Annotated in this window: 22 protein-coding genes; 10 read left to right on the top strand and 12 right to left on the bottom strand. The window is 68.7% G+C overall.

The genetic code is table 11. The annotated features are described in order from the left end of the window. The first annotated feature begins 9 nt into the window (after positions 1–9). Positions 10–1182 (top strand): metallophosphoesterase, encoded by a 1173-nt coding sequence (locus HOV77_RS10725; RefSeq protein ID WP_290860900.1) that lies wholly within the window; start codon positions 10–12, stop codon positions 1180–1182. Here HOV77_RS10725 and HOV77_RS10720 read toward each other — a convergent pair. Then, complete coding sequence (locus HOV77_RS10720; RefSeq protein ID WP_290860898.1) at positions 1151–1573, bottom strand: VOC family protein; 423 nt, start codon at positions 1571–1573, stop codon at positions 1151–1153. The two genes, HOV77_RS10725 and HOV77_RS10720, sit on opposite strands and share 32 nt — an antisense overlap. Before the next feature lie 48 nt (positions 1574–1621). Here HOV77_RS10720 and HOV77_RS10715 point away from each other — a divergent pair, with 48 nt between their 5' ends. From HOV77_RS10715 to HOV77_RS10705, 3 genes are read left to right on the top strand one after another with little or no spacing between them, the layout of a single operon-like run. Then, positions 1622–2527, top strand: a complete 906-nt coding sequence (locus tag HOV77_RS10715; RefSeq protein ID WP_290860896.1) for an ABC transporter ATP-binding protein — start codon at positions 1622–1624, stop codon at positions 2525–2527. Beyond that, a complete protein-coding gene (locus HOV77_RS10710) occupies positions 2524–3591 on the top strand; it encodes an ABC transporter permease (RefSeq protein ID WP_290860893.1) in 1068 nt (355 codons plus the stop codon). Before HOV77_RS10715 ends, HOV77_RS10710 begins: the two co-directional genes overlap by 4 nt. Before the next feature lie 21 nt (positions 3592–3612). Continuing rightward, positions 3613–4287, top strand: a complete 675-nt coding sequence (locus tag HOV77_RS10705; protein ID WP_290860891.1) for a TIGR03089 family protein — start codon at positions 3613–3615, stop codon at positions 4285–4287. Here the strand turns inward: HOV77_RS10705 and HOV77_RS10700 are convergent. The 4 genes from HOV77_RS10700 to HOV77_RS10685 all read right to left on the bottom strand — a co-directional run bounded on the left by HOV77_RS10700 (position 4271) and on the right by HOV77_RS10685 (position 9173). Then, positions 4271–5224, bottom strand: coding sequence for a hypothetical protein (locus HOV77_RS10700; protein WP_290860889.1), 954 nt, complete (start codon positions 5222–5224; stop codon positions 4271–4273). The genes HOV77_RS10705 and HOV77_RS10700 overlap by 17 nt on opposite strands. Beyond that, a complete protein-coding gene (locus tag HOV77_RS10695; protein WP_290860886.1) occupies positions 5221–6414 on the bottom strand; it encodes an MFS transporter in 1194 nt (397 codons plus the stop codon). The genes HOV77_RS10700 and HOV77_RS10695 overlap by 4 nt, the downstream gene beginning before the upstream one ends. Continuing rightward, the gene (locus tag HOV77_RS10690; RefSeq protein WP_290860884.1) at positions 6414–8141 is read right to left on the bottom strand and encodes a discoidin domain-containing protein; all 1728 of its coding nucleotides are present in this window, start codon (positions 8139–8141) and stop codon (positions 6414–6416) included. The genes HOV77_RS10695 and HOV77_RS10690 overlap by 1 nt, the downstream gene beginning before the upstream one ends. Before the next feature lie 405 nt (positions 8142–8546). After that, on the bottom strand, positions 8547–9173 hold the full coding sequence (locus HOV77_RS10685) for an NAD(P)H-dependent oxidoreductase (protein ID WP_290860882.1): 627 nt from the start codon (positions 9171–9173) through the stop codon (positions 8547–8549). A 166-nt stretch (positions 9174–9339) separates the two neighbouring features. On the opposite strand from HOV77_RS10685, the gene HOV77_RS10680 reads away from it, so the two are divergent. After that, positions 9340–10248, top strand: a complete 909-nt coding sequence (locus tag HOV77_RS10680) for an NADP-dependent oxidoreductase (RefSeq protein ID WP_290860880.1) — start codon at positions 9340–9342, stop codon at positions 10246–10248. Here HOV77_RS10680 and HOV77_RS10675 read toward each other — a convergent pair. Next, a complete protein-coding gene (locus tag HOV77_RS10675) occupies positions 10238–10957 on the bottom strand; it encodes a DUF72 domain-containing protein (RefSeq protein WP_290860878.1) in 720 nt (239 codons plus the stop codon). The genes HOV77_RS10680 and HOV77_RS10675 overlap by 11 nt on opposite strands. A gap of 85 nt (positions 10958–11042) precedes the next feature. Here HOV77_RS10675 and HOV77_RS10670 point away from each other — a divergent pair, with 85 nt between their 5' ends. Then, positions 11043–11933 (top strand): NAD-dependent epimerase/dehydratase family protein, encoded by an 891-nt coding sequence (locus HOV77_RS10670; protein ID WP_290860876.1) that lies wholly within the window; start codon positions 11043–11045, stop codon positions 11931–11933. Between the two features lie 15 nt (positions 11934–11948). Here HOV77_RS10670 and HOV77_RS10665 read toward each other — a convergent pair whose 3' ends face one another. Then, positions 11949–12488, bottom strand: a complete 540-nt coding sequence (locus HOV77_RS10665) for a DUF1697 domain-containing protein (protein ID WP_290860875.1) — start codon at positions 12486–12488, stop codon at positions 11949–11951. A gap of 55 nt (positions 12489–12543) precedes the next feature. Here HOV77_RS10665 and HOV77_RS10660 point away from each other — a divergent pair, with 55 nt between their 5' ends. Next, complete coding sequence (locus HOV77_RS10660) at positions 12544–13311, top strand: exodeoxyribonuclease III (protein WP_290860873.1); 768 nt, start codon at positions 12544–12546, stop codon at positions 13309–13311. After that, on the top strand, positions 13311–13595 hold the full coding sequence (locus HOV77_RS10655; protein ID WP_290860871.1) for an acylphosphatase: 285 nt from the start codon (positions 13311–13313) through the stop codon (positions 13593–13595). Before HOV77_RS10660 ends, HOV77_RS10655 begins: the two co-directional genes overlap by 1 nt. 15 nt (positions 13596–13610) lie before the next feature. On the opposite strand, the gene HOV77_RS10650 is transcribed toward HOV77_RS10655, so the two are convergent. Continuing rightward, the gene (locus HOV77_RS10650) at positions 13611–14243 is read right to left on the bottom strand and encodes an LUD domain-containing protein (protein WP_290860869.1); all 633 of its coding nucleotides are present in this window, start codon (positions 14241–14243) and stop codon (positions 13611–13613) included. Positions 14244–14370: 127 nt separating this feature from the next. Here HOV77_RS10650 and HOV77_RS10645 point away from each other — a divergent pair, with 127 nt between their 5' ends. Beyond that, complete coding sequence (locus HOV77_RS10645; RefSeq protein ID WP_290860868.1) at positions 14371–14739, top strand: helix-turn-helix domain-containing protein; 369 nt, start codon at positions 14371–14373, stop codon at positions 14737–14739. Here HOV77_RS10645 and HOV77_RS10640 read toward each other — a convergent pair. The 3 genes from HOV77_RS10640 to HOV77_RS10630 are packed head-to-tail and all read right to left on the bottom strand — an operon-like array spanning position 14729 to position 17871. Then, positions 14729–15601 carry a carbohydrate ABC transporter permease gene (locus HOV77_RS10640; protein WP_290860866.1) on the bottom strand — a complete coding sequence of 291 codons (873 nt, stop codon included), beginning with the start codon at positions 15599–15601 and terminating at the stop codon, positions 14729–14731. The two genes, HOV77_RS10645 and HOV77_RS10640, sit on opposite strands and share 11 nt — an antisense overlap. Beyond that, positions 15602–16543 (bottom strand): sugar ABC transporter permease, encoded by a 942-nt coding sequence (locus HOV77_RS10635; RefSeq protein ID WP_290860864.1) that lies wholly within the window; start codon positions 16541–16543, stop codon positions 15602–15604. It abuts the gene before it with no gap. Next, positions 16543–17871, bottom strand: a complete 1329-nt coding sequence (locus HOV77_RS10630) for a sugar ABC transporter substrate-binding protein (protein ID WP_290860862.1) — start codon at positions 17869–17871, stop codon at positions 16543–16545. Before HOV77_RS10630 ends, HOV77_RS10635 begins: the two co-directional genes overlap by 1 nt. Before the next feature lie 234 nt (positions 17872–18105). Here HOV77_RS10630 and HOV77_RS10625 point away from each other — a divergent pair, with 234 nt between their 5' ends. Further along, on the top strand, positions 18106–19872 hold the full coding sequence (locus HOV77_RS10625; RefSeq protein ID WP_290860860.1) for a carbohydrate-binding protein: 1767 nt from the start codon (positions 18106–18108) through the stop codon (positions 19870–19872). On the opposite strand, the gene HOV77_RS10620 is transcribed toward HOV77_RS10625, so the two are convergent. Further along, positions 19869–21125, bottom strand: a complete 1257-nt coding sequence (locus HOV77_RS10620) for a CoA transferase (RefSeq protein ID WP_290860858.1) — start codon at positions 21123–21125, stop codon at positions 19869–19871. The genes HOV77_RS10625 and HOV77_RS10620 overlap by 4 nt on opposite strands. Between the last annotated feature and the right edge of the window lie 20 nt (positions 21126–21145).

The raw sequence follows: 21145 nt of genomic DNA, 5'->3' as shown, positions 1-21145 counted from the left end.
GCCGCCCTCATGACCGCTGGCGAAGCCACCGTCGAGACCCGCCGATCGTCCCGCGCCCTCTTCTTCGTGGCGGCCTTGGTCGTCGTCCTCGCGCTGTTGTTCGGCGTGCCGTGGTGGACGCTGGTCGCCGCGCCCGGCTGGTCCACTCCGGTCGAGGTGCTCGGCAGCGTGGTGTTCGTCGTCGCGCTGGCCGCGTTCCCCGGCCTCATGTTCCTCGGGCACGGCCGCGGCCGCGACTGGGCCGCCCGCGCCGGTGACGTGCTGCTCGGCGTGATCTGGGTGCTGTTCACCTGGTCCGTGCTCGGCACGCTGCTGCGCGGGGCGCTCGCGCTCGGTGGGATCGACGGGCAGACCGGAGCTCGCGCGGCAGCCGGGTCGGTCGCGGCCGTCTCGGTCCTTCTCCTCCTCTACGGGTACGCCGAAGCGATGCGTGTGCCCCGAGTGCGCCGCGTCGAGGTGACGATCCCACGGTTGGGCGCGGGATTCGACGGCGCGCGAGTCGTCCTCATCACCGACACGCACTACGGCCCGATCAACCGGACGCGCTGGTCGGCCAAGGTGACCGAGACGGTCAACACGCTGGAGCCGGACGTCGTCTGCCACACCGGCGACATCGCCGACGGCACCGCCGAGGCGCGGCGGGAGCAGTCGGAACCGCTCGGCCGCGTACGCGCTGCGTTGGCGCGTACCTATGTCACCGGTAACCACGAGTACTACAGCGAGGCGCAGGGCTGGGTCGAGCGGATGAGGGAGCTCGGCTGGGAGGCGCTGCGTAATCGGCACGTCGTCGTCGAACGTTCCGGCGACCGGCTGGTGATCGCCGGCGTCGACGACGTGACCGCCGCCGGATCGGGCCTGCCCGGCCACGGCGAGGATCTCGGCGCGGCCCTCACCGGAGCCGATCCGGCGTTGCCGGTGCTCCTGCTCGCCCACCAGCCGAAGCAGATCCGGCACGCCGTCGAGCACGGCGTCGACCTGCAGCTGTCGGGGCATACCCACGGTGGGCAGATCTGGCCGTTCCATTACCTGGTCCGGGTGGACCAGCCGGCCGTCGCCGGGTTGAGCCGGCACGGCGAGCGGACGCAGCTCTACACCAGCCGCGGCACCGGCTTTTGGGGCCCGCCGTTCCGGGTGTTCGCGCCCAGCGAGATCACGCTGCTGACGCTTCGCTCGGGGAACTAGGGCCGGGGCCGAGCAGGTCCCACTTGTTCCCGGCGATGTCGCGGAACACCGCGATGCGCCCGTACGCCTCGTCGCGCGGCTGGGTCAGGAACTCCACACCGGCCGCCGTCATGCGGGCGTACGCCGCATCGAAGTCGTCGACGCGCAGGAAGAAGCCGACTCGACCGGCCAGCTGATCGCCGACGGCGGCGTACTGCCGCTCGCCGTCGGCCTGCGCCAACAGGATCCCCGTACGCGCGCCGGGCGGGCGTACGACGACCCAGCGCTTCGCCCGACCGTCGTTTGTGGTCGATGGGACGTCCTCGACGAGGTCGAAGCCGAGCACCTCGGTGAAAAAGCGGATGGCCGGGTCGTACTTCTCGACGATGATCGTGATCAACTCGACATGCATCGTGACAGCATAGAAACCGAGTTGCCGATGGTCGTTAGAGTGCACCGCATGTCAACACCCACCATCGAGGTCAGCGACCTGCGAAAGGCGTACGGCGAGGTGAAAGCCGTCGACGGGGTCTCGTTCGAGGTCCAGTCGGGCGAGTTCTTCGGCATCCTCGGCCCGAACGGCGCTGGCAAGACCACCACTCTGGAGATGATCGAGGGCCTCCGGGAGCCCGACTCGGGCCGGATCGCCGTCCTCGGCGAGAGCCCGTGGCCGCGCAACCCGAAGCTGTTGCCGCGCATCGGCGTACAACTGCAGGCGAGCGCGTTCTTCGAGCGGCTCACCGCCCGCGAGCAGATCCGCACCTTCGCCTCGCTGTACGGCGTATCGGCGAAGCGAGCCGACGAGTGGCTGGCGATCGTGGGGCTGGAGGAAATGGGCAGCCTGCCGCACGAGAAGTTGTCGGGCGGGCAGCAGCAGCGGCTCTCGATCGCGTGCGCGCTGGCGCACGACCCGGACGTCGTGTTCCTCGACGAGCCGACGTCGGGCCTCGACCCCCAGGCCCGCCGCAATCTGTGGGACGTGCTGCGCGACATCAACCAGCAGGGCCGCACGGTCGTGCTGACCACGCACTACCTGGACGAAGCCGAGTCGCTCTGCGACCGGGTCGCCATCATGGACCATGGCCAGATCCTGCAGTCCGGTCCGCCCGCGGTGCTGGTACGCGAACTGGACGCACCGACCCGCATCGCGATCGAGAGCGGCACGATCTCGCTGGACGCCGCCCGAGCGCTCGCCGACGGAGCCGAAATCGACGACGACGGCGTCTCGCTGACCTTCGCCACCCGGCAGCCGGCCCCGATCCTCGCGGCGCTCGCCGAACGCGACGCTCTCCGCGGCCTGTCCGTACGCGGCGCGACCCTCGAAGACGTCTTCCTCAACCTCACCGGACGGGAGTACCGCGCGTGACCAGTTTCGTCAGCCTGTCCAAGGCGATGGCGCTCGGCTTCGTGCGCGACAAGACCGCCACCTTCTTCACCATCCTGTTCCCGCTGATGTTCCTCAGCGTGTTCGGCGCGCTCTTCAAGGACTCCGGGGTCTCCAAGACCGACGTCCTGCAGGTCGGCTCGGTGGCGGTGCTGGATCAGATCCCGGCCGACGCCCGGGGCGACCTCGAGCAGGTCCTGAAGATCACGAAGACCGACGACCTCGCCGCCGCCCTGGAGAAGGTGCGGGCCGGTGACTCCGCCGCCGCCGTCGAGCAGCAGGGCGGAAAGGTCATCGTGCACTTCTCGGCCGCCGACCAGGTCAAGGCGGCCACCGTCCGCGGGATCATGGAGAGCATCGTCCAGCAGGGCAACCTGACGATGGCGGGAGTCACGACGCCCGCGTTGACGTTGTCGGCCGAGCCGGTCGAGGACAAGTCGATGAAAGCGATCCAGTACATGACGCCGGGTCTGCTCGGCTGGGCGATCGCCAGCGGCGCGACCTTCGGCGCGGCATTGACGCTGGTGTCCTGGCGGCAGAAGAAGATCCTGCGGCGGCTGCGCCTCTCGCCGGTCTCGGTCGGCTCGATCGTGACCGCCCGGGTCGGCGTCAGCATCGGCATCGCGCTGCTTCAGTCGGCCATCTTCATCGGCGTCGCGCTGCTACCGGCCTTCGGCTTACAACTGTCGTCCTATTGGTGGGCGTTCATTCCCATCATGGTCGCGGGCACCTTGGCATTCCTCTCGATCGGCCTGCTCGCCGGGGCGGTGTCCAAGACGCCCGAGGCGGCCAGCGCCATCGCCAACCTGATCGTGCTGCCGATGGCCTTCCTGTCCGGCTCGTTCTTCCCGCTCGACAACGCGCCCGGCTGGCTGCGAACGCTGTCGAACTTCCTGCCGCTCAAGCATCTGGTCACCTCGATGCAGGACGTGATGGTCCGGGGGCAGTCCCCGACGGCGACGCTCCCGGCGATCGGCATCCTGCTCGGCTTCACCGTCGTGGTGACCGGCGCGGCCGCCATGCTGTTCAAGTGGGACGACGTCTAGGGCTACGACGCTAGTGGGACGATGTACGACGTGCTGACGTACTACGACGACAAGTCCGGTGAGCGGGTCGCGCTGTCGGCCGCCGACCTCGGGGTCTGGGCGGGGCGTACGGCGGATCTGCTCACCGGCGAATGCCGGTTACGCCGGGGCGATCGGGCGGGCGTACTGCTGCCGCCGCATTGGCTCACCGCCGCGGTGCTGCTCGGGGCGTGGTCGATCGGGATCAGCGTGGACTATCGCGGGTACGCGACCGCCGGGCTCGGTGAACCCGGCGGTCCCTACGACGTCGTGTTCGCCTCCCCGGACCGCGTACGCAGCATGCTGGAGGACGTGCCGCCGGCCAATTGGCAGTTCGCAGTGGGCGGACCCGTCCCGGAGGGCTACCTCGACTTCGAAGCGATGGTCGAGCAACGCGACGCGGTCACACCGCCTTATGAGGAGGTCCTCGGCAGCGACCCGGCGAGCGTCGACGGCACGACGTACGGGGCCTGGGAGCAGCTGGCCCGCGAACTCGCCGCGCAGATGGGCATCCAGGCCGGCGACCGGGTGCTCATCGACGCGAACGAGCACGATCACCCCGTGAAATGGCTGCTGGCGCCGATGACGGTCGGTGCCTCCGTCGTCCTGTGCGCCAACCTCGACCCGGCCCTGGTGGAGAGCCGGGTCGAGGAGGAGGGCGTCACTCGGGTGCTCTGAAGAGGACCGGCGAGGTTCCGTCAGCGACCAGCCGCCGGGGTACGCCGCTGCCGTCGGCGGGGACGGCGAAGACCTCACCGTCGCGGGCGTACGCCACGGTCGCGGGATCGAGCCAGATCGCTTGATCGTCCACGCCCTGCGCCTCGGCCAGAGTCGTCGACCGCAGGGTGCTCAGGTCCAGCACGGCCAGCCGCCAGGGCGCTCCGGCCGCCGAATCGTCCCGTCTCTTGTAGACGATCCGGGTGCCGTCCGGCGACAGCGACGGGCATTCGACCCCGGTCGTCACCGTATGCGCTTCCCATTTCGCGTAGTCCCCGCGGACCAGATACGTCCGGCCACGCGTACTCGCGGTCGCGTAGAACGTCGTGTCGTCCGCGGCGAACGTGACACCCCAGTAGTTCACATCAGGGGAGTGGTATCGCTCGCCGTCGACATAGAGGTGGATGTTCTCCATGTTGACCACGGCGTACCCGGTGCGGGTGTCGAGGATGCCCGTCCAGGTCGAGAAGCCGCTCGCCCGGTATGAATCCCCGGTCACGAAGACCGTCCAGGAGATCATCCGCCCGGTCCGCGACACCTGGGCCCGGCTCGGAATCCCGGCCAGGTTGATGCGCCGCGTCTCGTGCAGGTCGCGATCGAGGATCAGCGCGGTCGTCGTCGGCAACCCCGGTCCCGCGTTCGCGATCAGGCAGATCGCACTCGCCTGGGCGGCTGCGAACCGGTCACATCGCAGGCCGAGCGCTTCCCGCTCGCCGGTCGGGTCGGACGCGCGTACCGAGGTCAGCTGGCCGGTGGCGGCACGGAAGTAGAGCCGCCCGTCGGTCAGTCCATCTTGGACTGTTGCCGGAGCGGCGGGTTGCCGGACGCTCACGGCGTACGCGGTCGCGCCGCCGAGCAGGACGACCGCCACGAGCGCCGTGATCCAGGCCCGCTTCATCGCAAAACCTTCGCCGCGCCCGCGACGGCCGCGGTCAAGCCCACCGCCATCACCAGCAACGCCGTCCGCTCACTCCACGCCGTCCACAACGCGCCGACCGCCAGCGATGAGACGAATCGCGCGGCTGCCTGCACCGTCTGGATCACAGCCAATCCAGTGGTACGCCCAGCGGGGGGTACCTGCGGTGCCGCCAGGGCCATGAGCACCCCGTCGGTGGCCGCATAGAAGAGCCCGTGGAGGGCCAGCACACCGACCAGCGCGACCGCTGCTGTGTGCGTACCAATGAGCAGGAGAAGAGCGGCGACGAGCGCGAGATGCCCACCGAGCAGGACCTCGACGCGGCGAGTGTCGGCCAGGCGGCCGAGCGGAACCGCGAGCAGCAGGTAGACGGCGGCCGTGCCCAGCGGGAGCAGTGGGAAGTACTGGATCGGCACCGCGCCGGACCGCTGGAGCAGCAGATACACGAAGAAGTCGCTGACCGTGAACAGGCCGAGCCCGGCGGCAGCGAGGCAGATCCGGCGCAGCGACCGATCTTTGAGGACGGTCCACATCGGCGGTACCGTTTCTGTCCGCACTGGACTGTCGCGGACATGAAGCAGCAGAACGCCGACGCCCAGCAACGCGATGCAGAAGCTCACGCCGAACACCGCCCGGTACGCACCGCCGGTGGCGGCCAGGACGGCCAAGGCGACCAGCGGACCGACCAGCGCACCCAGCGTGTCCATCGCCCGGTGTACGCCGAAGGCCGTGCCCTGCCGCTCCGGCGCGACCGAGGCGGCGATCATCGCGTCCCGAGGCGCGGTACGCAGGCCCTTCCCGGTGCGATCGGCGACGATGGCAGCGGCCAGCGGCCCGATCGCCGCCCCCGCGACCAGTACGCCGGCCTTCGCGACCGCCGAGAGCGCGTAGCCGAAGACCGCCACCGGCTTGGCCCGCCAGCGGTCGGAGACGCGCCCGCCGATCGGACGGAGCACGGCGGTGACTCCGAAAGACAGCGCGTCGGCCAGCCCGAGCTGCAGCGGGGTGAGCCCGAGGGCGAGGGCGAGATAGAGCGGCATCACCGCTGTGACCATCTCCGAGGAGACGTCCGTGATCAGGCTGACCGTGCCGAGGACGAGCACGGTGGCCGGGACGGCGCGCAGCGCCCGCCGTCCCGGTGCCGGAGTGTCCCGGCCGACAGTTACGTACATCAGTGGCAGGTGTAGGTCGGGCTGGTGTCCTTGACGGCGCCGTCGGTCCCGATCAGCTGCCACGAGAAGGTCGTGTCGGTGAACGAGAGCTTCAGGACGCCGAACGTGCCGGACAGCCGCTTCTGGCTGTTGGGCTGCACGTTCACGATGGAGTACGGCGACGCCCCGCCCATGCCGCCGAGCACCTCGACGATCCCGTTCGGGTCGGCCGCCGCCGTCGGGCTCTGCGGGCCGAACCGCTCGTAGTGGTGGTCGTGTCCATTGAGGACGAGATCGGCGTGGGCGGCGTACAGCAGTTGCCACGCCTGGCGGCTGACCGGATCGTTGCCGTGCTCGCCCGAGCTGAACAACGGATGATGCCAGTACGCCGCGACGCAGCCCTTCGTGGTCGCGGCCAGATCGTTCTGCAGCCAGGTCAGCTGGGCCGAATCGGTCAGCGTGTTCGAGTCGAGCGCGATGAAGTGCCAGTTGCCGAAGTCGTAGCTGTAGTACGCCTTGCCCTGGGGGTACGCGATGCTCCCGAAGTACGACTTGTAGCCCGCCATCGACCCGGCCGGGTCGTAGGTCTCATGGTTGCCGGGCGCGGGATGCATCTTGGGCTTGAAGACGCCCCAGGTCTTGTCGAAGTAATTCTGGAAGTCCGACAAGCGCGCGTCGTCGTACTGGTTGTCGCCCATCGTGAGGACGAACGCCGGGTTCATCGCCGTCACCAGGGCGGCCGTCTTCGGGTGCTGGCACGAGCTGGACGACGCCGTGCACTGCTCGGCGATGTCACCGGCGGCGGCCACGGTGAACTGGGTTCCCGGGTTGCCCGTGGGACTGGGACTCGGGCTGGGACTGCTCGTGGGACTTGGGCTGCCCGCCGTTCCGAGGGTCAGTTTGTCGACATTGGGGCCGCCCGTGCTCGCTGTGGCGGTCGCGCGTACGGTGTTGCTCCCGGCGTTCAGCGTTGCGGTGACGGACTGCGTCGTCCAGGTGTCCCAGTTCGCGGTGGGGTTGAAGGCCACCCCCGACGCCACCGTCACACCGTTGACCGCGACGTCGAGCGGGCGGTTGGCGGTGGTGCCGTTGGCGTACCGGAAGGTGAGGGTCGCCGGACCGGCGGCGGCCGCGGTGACCGTCCACTCGATCCAGCCGCCGGCGACGTTCACGTAGTCCACGAAACCCGTGCCGGTGAACCCGGTGTGGTTGGCGGCGACGGCCGCCTGCGACAGCGTCGCGTCTTCCGCCTGGTAGTCGGCGGTGTTCTGGCTACCCGGCCCGTAGACCTCGAACTCGAACAGCGAATAGCCGTAGGACGTGCCGCGCTGGGTGCCGTACATGCGGACGTACCGCGCGGAGGCTGACAACCCCGTGTGGTCGTCGGTGCCCCCGTTCTCCCCGGTCACGGACTTGATCGTGGTCCACGCCGATCCGTCGGTGGACGCCTCCAACCGGTACGCCGACGCGTACGCGGCCTCCCAGACGAGGCGGATGCGGGAGATGGGAACGGTCGCGCCGAGATCGACGCGGATCCACTGTGGATCGGATCCTTCGGCGCTGGCCCATCTCGTGGTGGTGTTGCCGTCGACGGCGTACTGCGCGGCGTACGCCGAGGACTCGACCGACGACGCCGTCGTCGGCTTGTCCCGGGAGAGCAAGGCGTCGGCCGCCGACGCCCGCTGTGCGATCACTGCGACGGCGGAGGCCAGGATCAGGGCGGCGGCTATGGCTAGTTTTCTGCGCACGGTGCGGCTCCTCTGGAGAGAGGTTGCCGGCCGGGGCAGTTCTCACTGAGCGCGTCACGTCCGTTGGTACGCCGCGCCAAGCCGCTTTGTCGTTCACGAGTCTCGATGTGTTCGGCGTGGTTGTCAAGCCGGGGTAAGGGCTGGGGCATGGGTGACCCGCTCTGGGCGGTCAGGCTTGATCCCGCCGCGGGTCACCCATGCCCCAGCCGAATTGCCTGCGGCCGTAGGGGTTTAGGCGAGTGGGGTTGGACGGCGTTCGCATGCTTCTACGGCGTTGCAGTCCCGTGGTCCGGGTGCGTCGTTCGGCGCCGGTCTTTGGGGCTGGATCAGGGTTCTGGGTCGAATCTTGACTCAAGATTCGACCCAGAACCCTGATCCAGCAGGGTGGTGCGGTGGTGCGGGCGACTAGAAGGTCTTCGCGAGGTCGGTTAGGGCGGCTCGGGCGATCTCTCGGCCGGTTGCGGCGTCGGCGGTGACGAGATTCGGGCGGAAGGCGACCTCGGCGACGTCGGTGATGCCGGCCCAGTTCAGCCAGCTGCGGAAGAACGGCTGCTGGTAGTCGAGGCCGAAGGCCGGGCCGCGGCCCTCGCCGTACACCGCGCCGGTGTAGATCACGGCCGCCTTCTTCCCGCTGAGCAGACCGGTGTATCCGGTGGTGGCGTCGAAGGAGAAGGCCATCCCCGGCTGGCTCACCACGTCGATGAACTGCTTGAGGATGTAGGGAACGCCGCTGTTCCACATGGGAACGGTGAACAGATACCGGTCGTACGCGTTGAACCGCTCGAACGCGGCCCGCGCGCTGTCCCAGGCGTACGCCTCGTCGCCGACCGGCGTCTGACCGGCGAAGATCGTCATCTTGGCGTTGGCGGCTGCCGGGCCGAACGCCGGCAGGGTGCCGTCCCAGAGGTCCCAGGTGTCGATCTCGGCGCCGGGGTTCGCCGTGCGGTAGGTCGCCAGGAACGTCTCGCCCAGGCCGAGCGACTCGGAACGGTCACCCCGGGGCGACGCGGAGATGTGCAGAAGCTTGCTCACGAGAACCCTCCTCAGATTCGGACCGAAGTCCGCTTACTTCGAGAACGGTAGCGGACTGGAGTCCGGATCGACCAGAGGCTGCGAGCTACGTCACGTTCCTGAGATGTAGATCGATGCTTGCGATGGTGATAAGCGCCGTCCACACTGGACGCCACGGAGGTGGGAGATGCGTGCGATCGCAGTCACCGCGCTGGGTGGACCGGAGGTCCTGCACGTCGTGGACCTGCCCGATCCGGTCGCCGGGCCAGGTCAGGTGCTCGTCCGCGTACGAGCGGTGTGCGTACAACCCGCCGACGCGGCGGCCCGGACGGGGCGGCTCCCGGGTGGCCCGGTCACGCCGCCGTTCCTCCCGGGCTGGGACTTCGCCGGCGACGTGGTGGCGGTCGGCGCGTCGGACAGCCGGTTCCACGTCGGCGATCGGGTGGCCGGTCTCGTGCCGTGGCACCTCACGCGCGGCGCGCCCGGCTCGTACGCCCAGCTCCTCGCGGTCGACGTCGACTGGATCACCGAACTGCCCACCGCACTCGACTATGCGACCGCGTCCACGCTGCCGCTCAACGGCCAGACCGCGAGCCAGGCCGTGCGGATGCTCGCGGGCGAGGGCCCGCTGCTGGTGGTGGGGGCGAGCGGTGGGGTGGGTGGGCTCGCGGTCCAGCTTGCCCGCCAGTCCGGGCGGCGCGTCCTGGCCGTGGCGAACGATCATGATCAAGATTGGGTACGCGAGATCGGCGCGGACGAGGTCGTCACGCGGTCGGCGGGGCCGGGCGCGGCCGGTCAGGCACCAGCGGTCCTCGACGCGGTTCCGGTGGGCCGGGCGGCGGCGGAGGCGACCAAGGACGGCGGAATCCTCGTGACTACCCGTCCGACCGAGCCGGTCGACCCGGCGCGGGGCGTACGCCAGCAGGTCGTGCTCGTCCGGCCGGATCAGCGGACGTTGCGCGACCTGGTGACGGCGGCGGCCGTCGGGCGGCTGCGTACGCGGGTCGCGGCGACCATCCCGTTCGAGCGGGCGGCTGAGGCACACCGGATCATGGCGACCGGCGGCCTGCCCGGCAAGGTGGTGCTCACGTTTTAGCCAGTCGGACGAGGGTCTCCGCGTTGTCGGTGGCGGCCGCGCCGTGATCGTTGTTGAAGTACACGTAGACGGGTTCGGCGTCGAACGCGTCCTCGATCCGGGCGAGCCAGGTCTTCAACGCCGTACGCCCATAGTGCGGCCGGGGATGTGCTCGCCCCTCGTGCAGCCGCAGATAACCGAAGTCCGCCGTACGCCACAGCGGCGTGACCGGGCGCCCACCCCGATCCGCCCAGCTCAGGGCGGCGTTGTGCTTCTCCAATGCGCGGCGTACGTCGTCAGTCCACCAGGAGGAGTGCCGCGGTTCGACCGCCACCCGGACGTCTCGGGGGAAGCGCTGGAGCGTCTCGATGAGCGCGTCGGTGTCAGCCCGCAGCGTCGGCGGAAGTTGCAGCAGTACCGGCCCGAGCCGGTCGCCGAGCGCCTCGGCCCGGCCGAGGAATCGCGCGACCGGCTCGGCGGGCTCGTTGAGCCGCTTGATGTGGGTCAGATAGCGGCTCATCTTCACCGCGACGCAGAACCCGTCCGGCGTGCGCGCCCGCCACTGCTCGAAGGTCGAGCGCTTGGGCAGGCGGTAGAACGCGTTGTTGACCTCGACGGTGGCGAAGCGCTCGGCGTAGTACTCCAGCCAGTGCGCTTGGGCCAGGTCCGCCGGGTAGAACCGGCCCCGCCAGTCTCGGTACTGCCAGCCCGAGGTTCCGATGACAAGCATGGGACACCGATACCCAATTCCGGCGAATCGTATCGGGCCACCGGTCGGCTACCTGGTCGGCGGCCTGCGCAACTAAAGTGGTCGGGTGACTTCTACGATCCTCGTGACCGGCGGCGCCGGGTTCGTCGGCGGCAATCTGATCAAGCTCCTGCTGACGGAGCGCCCCGACGCCCAGATCATCTCCGTGGACAACTACTTCACGGGATCCGTGGAAAAACACGTCGCCGATCCGCGGGTGCGGTACTTGACGGGGTCGACGGTCGACATCCGCAAGATCTGGGCCGAGCATGGCCTGCCCGGCCCGGACACCGTGTTCCACCTGGGGGAGTACTCCCGGATCGTGCAGTCCTTCGACGACATCGACCTCACCTGGGAGTTCAACCTCCACGGGACGAAAGAGGTCGTCAAGTTCGCCCACGAGCACGGCGCGAAGCTGGTGTACGCCGGATCGAGCTCGAAGTTCGGCAACGACGGGGCGGACGAGAACCTCAACCCGTACGCCTGGACCAAGGCGAAGAACATCGAGTACATCAAGAACTTCGCGAGCTGGTACGGGCTGGACTACGCGATCACGTACTTCTACAACGCGTACGGGCCGTGGCACATCACCGAGGGTCGCTACGCGACCGTCATCGGCATCTTCGAGCGCCAGTACCTCGCGGGCGAGCCGCTGACCGTCGTCGACCCCGGTACGCAGACCCGCGACTTCACGCACGTGAGCGACATCGTCCGGGGCGTGGTGCTGGCTGCCGAGAAGGGCTCCGGCGACGGCTACCTGCTCGGCACCGGCCGGGAGTGGCCGCTGCTGGAGGTCGCGCAGATGTTCGGCACCGAGATCGAGATGGTGCCCGCGCTGCGGGGCGAGCGTACGCGGGGCCGGGCCGACACCAGCAAGGCGGCCACACTGGGCTGGGAGCCGACGGTGAAGCTGAACGAGTACATCGCGGACTTCGTCGCCAAGCACCCGCGCGGCTGACCCGGCCGCCGACGGCTAGTCGAGCAGGTCGCGCAGCTTCAGGACGGTGTTCCAGTTCCGGGCGGTCGCGACCAGCCCGGGCAGCCGCTTCTTCCACCAGGTCGGGCTGAGCTTCGAGTTGGCCTGACCGTTCGGGTGCCACGAGTGGATCTCGCGTTCGCCCACCAGCACGACCTCCGGGGCGTACGCCGTCGCGTCGTCGTCGGCGAACAGTTTCGCCTCCGGCTTGCCGTTGAGGAAGGTGACGAGCTGGTAGGAGGGCTTGTCGGCGATCCCGGCCAGCGGATTGGCTTCGACGATGCGGTCCAGGTCGGCCCGGGTCACCACGACGCAGCCGATCACCCGGCCGTAGCGCTCTTCCAGCGCCTTCTCGATCTGCTCGGCGAGCTGCGCCGGGGTGCCCTTCGGAGCGTCGAAGACGGCGTTGCCGCTCTGGAGCAGCGTCTTCACCTCGGTGAAGCCGAGCTCGCCGAGCAGAGCCCGCAGGTCGGCCATGCCGACCTTGTTGCTGCCACCGACGTTGATGCCCCGCAGGAGGACCGCGAACTTCGCCATGGACTCGATCATCCCACGCGCACGGGGTGTCACCCCTATGGCCTACGGTGGGGTCATGCGACTGGCGACCTGGAACGTCAATTCGGTCAACGCCCGTCTACCGAGGCTGCTCGAGTGGCTGGAGTCCGTCCAACCCGACGTCGTCTGCCTCCAGGAGACGAAGACGGCCGAGTTCCCGGTCGCCGAGGTGGACAAGCTCGGTTACGAGACCGCAGCTCACGGGCTGAGCCGGTGGAACGGGGTCGCCGTGCTGTCCCGGGTCGGGCTGGCCGACGTGTCGGTCGGCTTCCCCGGCGAACCGGGCTTCCCCGACCCCGAGGCGCGGGCGCTCGGCGCGACCTGCGGCGGCGTACGGGTGTGGTCGGTCTACGTGCCGAACGGGCGCACCCCCGACGACCCGCATTACGCGTACAAGTTGAACTGGTTGGCGGCCCTGCGGACCGCGCTCGCCGACGAGCTGGGACAGTGGGCGCAGCTCGCGGTGTGCGGCGACTACAACGTGGCACCGACCGACGCGGACGTCTGGGACCCCGCGCAGTTCATCGGGGCGACCCACGTGACGCCGGACGAGCGCGCGGCCCTGGCCCGCCTGCGGGACCTCGGCCTGCACGACATCGTCCCGCAGCCGATGAAGGGACCGAATCCGTTCACCTACTGGGACTACCGAGCCGGGATGTTCCACCAGGACAAGGGAATGCGCATCGACCTCGTGTACGCGACCAAGGCGCTCACCGACCGGGTGACCCGGGCCTACATCGACCGGGAGGCCCGCAAGGGCAAGGGCCCGTCGGACCATGCTCCCATCGTGGTGGATCTCGGCTGATGGGCGAGCTAATCCGCAGGCGGGTGGTGGTCGCCGGCCTGGTACAAGGCGTCTACTTCCGCGACACCTGCCGCCGCAAAGCGCTGGCGCATAACGTTGCCGGCTGGGTTCGCAATCGCCGCGACGGCGCCGTCGAAGCGGCCTTCGAAGGCGCGCCGGCCGACGTGGAACGGCTGCTGAACTGGGCGCGGCGCGGTCCGGAGGACGCCGTGGTGAAGAGCTTCACGGTGGAGGAGGAAGAACCGGCGGGCGACACCGGTTTCCTCATCCTCCCGACCGCGTAGACGTCGACCGGCGACCTAGAAGCCGATCGTCTCCCGGACGAGCACCACCACTCCGCGTTCCGGCAACCATTCGTGCTCGATGATGAGGATGCGGCTGAGGAACGAGGTCTGCCCGACCAGTTCGGTCAGCCGCCGCCACTCCTTCGGCAGGCTGTGCGTACGCAGTCGCCGCAGGCCGGTCGCGAGATCGGGGACGAGCTTCTGCGCGCCGACGACCCAGACCGCCTTCTTCGCGCCGGAGGCGTACGGGGCGAACTGGCTGCCGCTGGCCGAGCCGATCACGAGGTGACCCTCCGCAGTGACGGCGTGCACGCTGCCGACGACGACGTCCGGCAGTGCGCCCAGCCGAATCCGGGCCCACAGGTCGTCGCCTAGTTCGCCCGCCTCGGCGCGGACGGACTGGAAGCCGCCGGACTCGTCGAGGTCGGCGAGGATGCCCGACAGCCGCAGGGTTTCGCTGCTGGCGGTGAAGACGGTGAGGTCGCGCGGCACGAGCTCGCCGACGACGAGCTTGCGGGCGTCCTCGGCGGTGTCGACGACGTGGACGACGAAACCGTTGGCGCGCAACGCTTCGGCCGTCTTGTCGAGCTGCTCCGCCGAGGCCGGTACGCCGAACGTCTCGTCGATCGCGGGGGCTTGCTGGGTCATGTGGTGCTTCCTTCCTCAGTTCTCCCGAGTAACTGACCCCATCGTCGGGAACTCTGGACGGAAGCGGAAGAAGGCACTATTTTCTGCCTCAGTGAGGAAAACCTGCCTCAGTGACGTGGGGGTAACCGTGGACCTGTCTGTTCACGACGAGCTGACCTGCCAGGTTCGCGACGTGCTCGACCGAGTCGGCGACAAGTGGTCGCTCAACGTCGTCTACGAGTTGCGCGACGGCAGCCGCCGGTTCACCGACCTCAAACGCTCCATCGAGGGGATCAGCCAGCGGATGCTCACCGTGACGTTGCGCAACCTCGAACGCGACGGGCTGGTCGAGCGTACGGTGCACGCGGTCGTGCCGCCCCGGGTGGACTACGAGCTGACCACCATGGGGCAGACGCTGCTGAAGACCGCGTGGGAACTCATCGACTGGGCCGAGGCCCACGCGGCCGACATCGCACACGCCCGCGCGCACTACGACCGGTCCACCGTCACCCCTTGACCGCCCCGCTGGTCAGCCCCCGGACGAACTGACGCTGGAAGGCGAGGAAGGCGATCACCGAGGGCAGCAGCGCGAGCATCGAGGCGGCGAGCAGCACACCGATCCCGACCTCCTCGTCCGAGCGCAGCGTACGCAGCGCGATCGGCAACGTGTACTGCGTCGCGTCGGTGGCCACGATCAGCGGCAGCAGGTACTGATCCCAGATCATCGTGAACCCGAAGACACCGATGACCCCGAGGGCCGGCCGGCACAACGGCAGGATGACCGAGAAGAACGTACGCAGCTCGCCCGCGCCGTCGATGCGAGCCGCCTCCTCCAGCTCGACCGGCACCTCCTTCATGAACTCCGTCATCACGAGGATGGAGAAGCCCCACGCGCCGACCGGCAGGATCATGCCGGCGTACGTGCCGATCAGGTCGAGGTCGAACGGGGGCAGGTCGGCGAGCACCACCGACAACGGGATCGCGATGACCTCCTCGGGCAGCATCATCGTCGCCAGGATGATCAGCATGATCAGCGCGGCCAGCCGCATCTTGTGCCGGGCCAAGGCGTACGCCGCGAAGACGCTTACGAGCATCTGCAGCAGGAGACCGAAGCCCACCACCACGAACGAGTTGAAGAGGTAGTGGTAGACGTTGCGGTCCCCGGCCGCGATGAAGTTGCGCAAGGTGAAGCCGCCCTCGGGGATGAGGGAGAACCCGGTCGGGTCGACGACCTTGCTGAAGGCCCCGATCATCAGGGCCACCAACGGACCGGCGAAGACCAGCACCAGGATTGCGTACAACAGGATGACGAGGATGCGCGCCACGGCCCCGCGCCGGTACGCGAGCCCGAGGACGGTGTCGAAGCGTTCGGCGCTCATCTAGACCTCCCGCCGGCGCAGCGCCCGGACGGCCACGGTGAGCACGACGGTGGCTCCGAAGAGCAGGATCGACCCGGCCGCTGCGATGCCGAGTTTGCCCTGCTGGAGGCCGAGTTTGTAGATCAGGGTCATCAGCACCTCGGTCGACCCGTTGGGCGCGCCGTTGGTGAGCAGGAAGACCTCGGTGAACACGCGGATGCCGCGGATCGCGGCGAGCGTGATGAGGATGGCGAAGACCGGGCGCAGGGCGGGCACGGTGACGTGGCGGAACCGATGCCAGGTGTTCGCACCGTCCACAGCGGACGATTCGTAGAGGCTTCGGTCCACCCCGGCGAGCCCGGCCAGGAAGATCATCATGTCGTAGGGCGCGCCGCGCCAGATCCCCACGCCCATGACCGACAGCAGCGAACTCTGCTCGTCGGCGAGGAACGGCTGGGGGGAGATGCCGATCAGGCCGAGGATCGAGTTGAGCGGGCCGTCGGCGGCGGGGTGGTAGAGGATCCGCCACACTTCGGCGGCGACCGCGATGGTGGTGACCACCGGCAGGAATGCCGCCGTGCGGACGAACCAGAGCGTACGGGAGCTGCCTTCGAGCAGCAGTGCGAGGATCAGCCCGAAGAACATCGAACCGGCGGTGGTGCCGACGGCGAGCACGACGCTGTGCCACGCCGCCGCCGTGAACTTGTCGTCCGTCACGATGTCGGAGTAGTTCTGCCCGCCGACGTAGAGATCCCCGAGGTAGCCGCGGACTTCGTAGAAGCTCATCCGCAGGCCGTACGCCATCGGCAGGTACTTGAAGTAGAAGATCAGGATCAAGGCGGGAGCAAGGAACAGCCAGGGCACGTAGGGGGAGCGCCGCCACTTTCGGCGGCGCTCCGGAGTGCGTCCCGGCTCCTCGGTGGGCCCGTTGGCGCGGCGGGCCTCCGCGGTCCGAACGGTCATCAGCCCAGTGCGCTCTGCTTCGACAGCAGGTCGCCGAGCTGCCCGGCCAGCTTGTCCATGGCTGTCTTGACGTCGGCGCCGCAGTCGGCCATCACGGCGTTGATCGCGTCGGCCGAGGTCTGGCGGAACGGCGCCCAGTTCGGCACCGGCGGGGTGTAGACGCCGGCGTCGTCGTAGACCTTCTTGAAGGTCTGCCACCGCGGATCCTGCCGGACCGAGGCCATGTCGACGCCGGTGTTGACCGGCAGCCGGACGATCGCGCCGTTGTTGTCGGCGTTCATGCCGATCTTCTGACCCTCGACCGACGTGGCGAACTCGGCGAACTTCTGCTGCCCGGTCTGGTTGTCCGAGCCGGCCATCAGGTAGACGTTCTCACCCTCGGCCAGCGCGCCCGGCCCACCGGACGGACCGGCCGGCAGCGGGATGGCCTCCACTTTGTCCGTGCCCAGGCTCTTCACGAACCGGGCCAGCACGTAGGGGCCGACGAGGTAGATGCCGGCCTGGTTCTTCTCGAAGACCTCGTGGGCGATCGTGGTGTTGTTGTTCACCGCACCCGCGTTGACCGACTTGTCGTCGCAGAACCGATCCTGCAACCACTGCACCGCTTCGACGGACTTGGCGTTGTTGATGGCCGGCTTCCACTTGCCCGTGCCGGCCGCCTCGATGAAGTCGCCGCCGTTGCCCCAGATGTACGAGGAGGCGTACCAGGACATGTAGCCGCGCTGCGTGGTCCCCGGGATGTCGAACCCCGCGGTGTCGGCCTTGCCGTTGCCGTCCGGGTCGTTCTTCGTGAACGCCGAGGCCAGCGCGGCGAGGTCGGCCCACGACTTGGGCTCGGGCAGGTTCAGCTTCTTCCGCCAGTCCGCCCGGACCAGCAGCAGGAAGGCCTGCGCCGAGAAGGGGACTCCGTAGTACTTGCCGTCGGTGGCGGTCGCCGCCTTCCAGGCTCGCTCGGAGATCTTGTCACCACCGCCGAAAGTGGACTTGTTCACCTCGCGCAGCCAGCCCTGCGACTGCATGTTGCCGAGCTGAGCGGTGTCGTTGATGACGATGTCGGGCAGCTTGTGCTGCGCACCCTGCTGCTGAAGCTTGGTCTCGAAGTCGTCGAAGATCGCCACGACCTTGGTCGGGATGCCGCTGGCCTTGGTGAACGCCTCGGCCAGGCGCTGGGCGGTCTTCGCGGAGTCGGAGTCGGCCGCCTGCCGGATCCAGATCTCCAGTTCGCCCTTGTCGTTCTGCTTGGTTCCGTCGTCGCCGCCGCACGCGGTGACCGACAGCGCGGTGGCCACAGCGGCGAGAAGGGCGACGGCGTACCGAAGTCTCTTCACGGTCACTCCTTGAGGGAAGGTGTTCGGGGCGCGGGATCGAGTTCACGTATGTAGACAGATGTTGCTCAGGCGTCCGTGGTTCACGTGAAGATATCCACGGTGTTAAGGGCGCGTCAACGATTCATCCCTCTATTCCGGTCTTTCGACGACGCGCCTCTTTCGAGGATCGACGGACTGCTCTATGGTGATGCGTCAGTTAGTCAGATTACCTAACAGAAAGCAGAAAGGAAGGGCATGAAGAGACACGCCCTCGTGCGGGCGGCCGTCCTCACCTCCGCACTGCTGGCCACCGTGATCGGGGCGCCTGCGGCGTCGGCCGCTCCGACCAGGTATGAGGCAGAGAACGGCAGCTGCGACGGCACGATCGACTCGAACTGGGCCGGGTTCTCCGGAACCGGGTTCTGCAACACCGCCAACGCCGTCGGTGGCTCGGTGACCTGGACCGTGACCGCGGCCGGCGCGGGAACGGCCACCCTTGGCATCAGGTACGCCAACGGCACCACCACCGACCGCCCGGCGAACGTCGTCGTCAACGGCGCGACGGCGGGGTCCACTGTCTCCTTCCCGGGAACCGGGGCGTGGACGACGTGGGTCACCAAGACGGTGACGGTGCCCGTCGTCGCCGGGTCGAACACGATCAAGCTCGCGGCGACCACCGCCAACGGCGACGCGAACATCGACTACCTTGACTTCGAAGTCGCCGCCGCTCCGGTCAGCGACGTCTACCAGGCCGAGGACTGCACGATCTCGCAGGGCGTCGTGGAGGCCAATCACACCGGGTTCACCGGCACCGGATTCGTGAACTACGACAACCTCAGCGGTTCCTACGTGCAGTGCTCGGTGACTGTGGCGACCGCTGGTGCGTACACGTTGACCTTCCGCGCGTCCAACGGCACCACGGCCGACCGGCCGCTGTCGGTCGTCGTCAACGGGTCGACCGTCAACGGCTCACTGAACTTCGCCTCGACGTCGACCTGGGACACCTGGGCGGACATTCCGCAGACCGTGACCTTGAACGCCGGGGCCAACACCGTACGCGGGACGGCGACGACCGCCAACGGCGGCCCCAACCTCGACAAGATCACTGTCTCTAGTGGAGGGACGACGCCCCCGTCGAACCCGATGGCCGCCGCGCCCTACGAGTACCTCGGCTGGGGCAGCCCGCAAGACCCGGTCACCGTCATGAACACCACCGGGATCAAGTGGTTCACCCTCGCCTTCATCCTCTCCGACGGCACCTGCAACCCGGCGTGGGACGGCAGCCGCCCGTTGACCGGCGGCAACGACCAGACTCAGATCAACCGCATCCGGGCCAACGGCGGCGACGTCATGGTCTCCATCGGCGGCTGGTCCGGCAACAAGCTCGGCGAGAAGTGCACGAGCGCGTCGTCGCTGGCCGGGGCGTACCAGAAGGTGATCAACGCGTACGGGCTGAAGGCGATCGACATCGACATCGAGGCCACGGAGTGGTCGAGTGCCACCGTCCGGCAGCGGGTGATCGACGCCCTGAAGATCGTCAAGACCAACAATCCGGGCGTCAAGACGATCATCACTTTCGGCACCACGCCGACCGGCCCCGACAGCACCGGTCTCGACATGATCAGCCGGGGCGCGAACTCCGGGCTGGCCAACGACGTGTGGGCGATCATGCCGTTCGACTACGGCGGCTTCTCCGGCGACATGGGCGACGCCACCATCGCGGCCACCGAAGGGCTCAAGAACGCGGTCAAGAACGCGTACGGGTATTCGGACGCGGTCGCGTACTCGCACGTCGGGTTCTCGTCGATGAACGGCAAGACCGACGAGGCCGGCGAGACCGTCACCGTCGCCGACTTCCAGCAGATGCTCACCTACGCCAAGAGCAAGCATCTCGGGCGGTTCGCGTACTGGTCGATCAATAGAGACCGCGCTTGCGGCACCGGCACCGACGCCGACGCCTGCAGCGGCATCTCCCAGCAGCCCTACGACTTCACGAAGATCGTCGCGCAGTATCAGGGCTAGCGCGGCTCAGGCCACGAGCCGGAACCGAACGCGGGCTGGGCCACGGTCAGGTCACCCACCGTGGTCAGCGTCGGTTCCGGCTCGCGTCCGGCGAGCTGTTCGCGCGCGGGAAGTTCCAAGAGCCATTTACTGGTACGCGCAAGGCAGAGCTCGGCGACGTGACCAGTGCCGGTGCTGACCTGTGCCGCTAATGCGCGCAGCACGGCCGCGGCGAGGAGGTAGCCGGTGCCGTGATCGAGCGCCTGCGCCGGCAGTACGCCCGGTCTGTCCACAGTGCCCTCGATGAGTGCGATGCCGGTGGCCGCCTGCACCAGACTGTCGAAGCCACGCTGCTCTGCCCAAGGTCCTTCGGTACCCCAAGCGGACAACCGCGCGACGACCAGGCCGGGACGCCGATCGACGAGGGCGGCCGGGGACAGCCCGAACCGATCCAGCGCACCTGGCCGGTAGCCGGTCACCACGACGTCGGTGTCGGCCAGCAGTTCCTCGAAGGTCGCGCGGTCGGTGGGACGGGCTAGGTCGAGCTGTGTGGAACGCTTGCCGATCCCGGTGTCCAGCCACTGTCCTTCCAGCTCCGGGAGCTGGGGCGGATCGATCCGGAGGACGTCGGCCCCCAAGAAGGCGAGCGTACGTGTGGCGACCGGGCCGGCGATCACCCTCGTCAAGTCCAGCACTCGGTATCCGGTGGCCGGCCGATCACCGGTGAACTCGGGGGGCTGCTTTCGGCGTATCCCCGGATCGGCGGAATGAGCGATCAACGGCAGCCGGGCGACGGCCTGGCCGGGCGCGGAACTCGCCCATTGCTCGGCCGTACGCACCGCGAACGCGAGCCCGCCCGCGGCCAGGACCTGCGTCTCCACCTCGTGCGCGGACCGTACGGCGATGGCCGCCTCGATGTCGTCGCCGAGGACGTGGTGGAGCCGTTCGCGGTGATGCGGATAGTTCGCGTGGGTACGCACCCAGCCGTCGGCGGCCCGGAAGAACGCCGACTCGGGCGCGAAGGTGCTGTACGCGTGCCCGTCGCGGCGCAAGTGCCGCTCGCTGGCGAACGCGGTCGCCACTCTGGCGGCATCGATCTTCACGTCGCGGGCGTGTCCCAGCTCCGCGGCCGCACAGGCGCATGCGGTCACCGTCGCCAACGCGAGGTCGGCGACGGGCAGCGCGGCGGCCAACACCGGCTGATCGTCGACGGAGTACGCGGGCGCCGGCCCGCCGCCGAGCGCTGTCCAGGCCTGCTCGAACGCTGTGCGCATGCGTTCGAGGGTATGCGCGC

Origin of the sequence: Hamadaea sp. (assembly GCF_013362815.1) — a bacterium.
In the GTDB taxonomy this organism is placed as follows: Bacteria; Actinomycetota; Actinomycetes; order Mycobacteriales; family Micromonosporaceae; genus Hamadaea.
The sequence above is the reverse complement of the archived record's forward strand: the minus strand, read 5'-3'. Positions and strand labels throughout refer to the sequence as shown.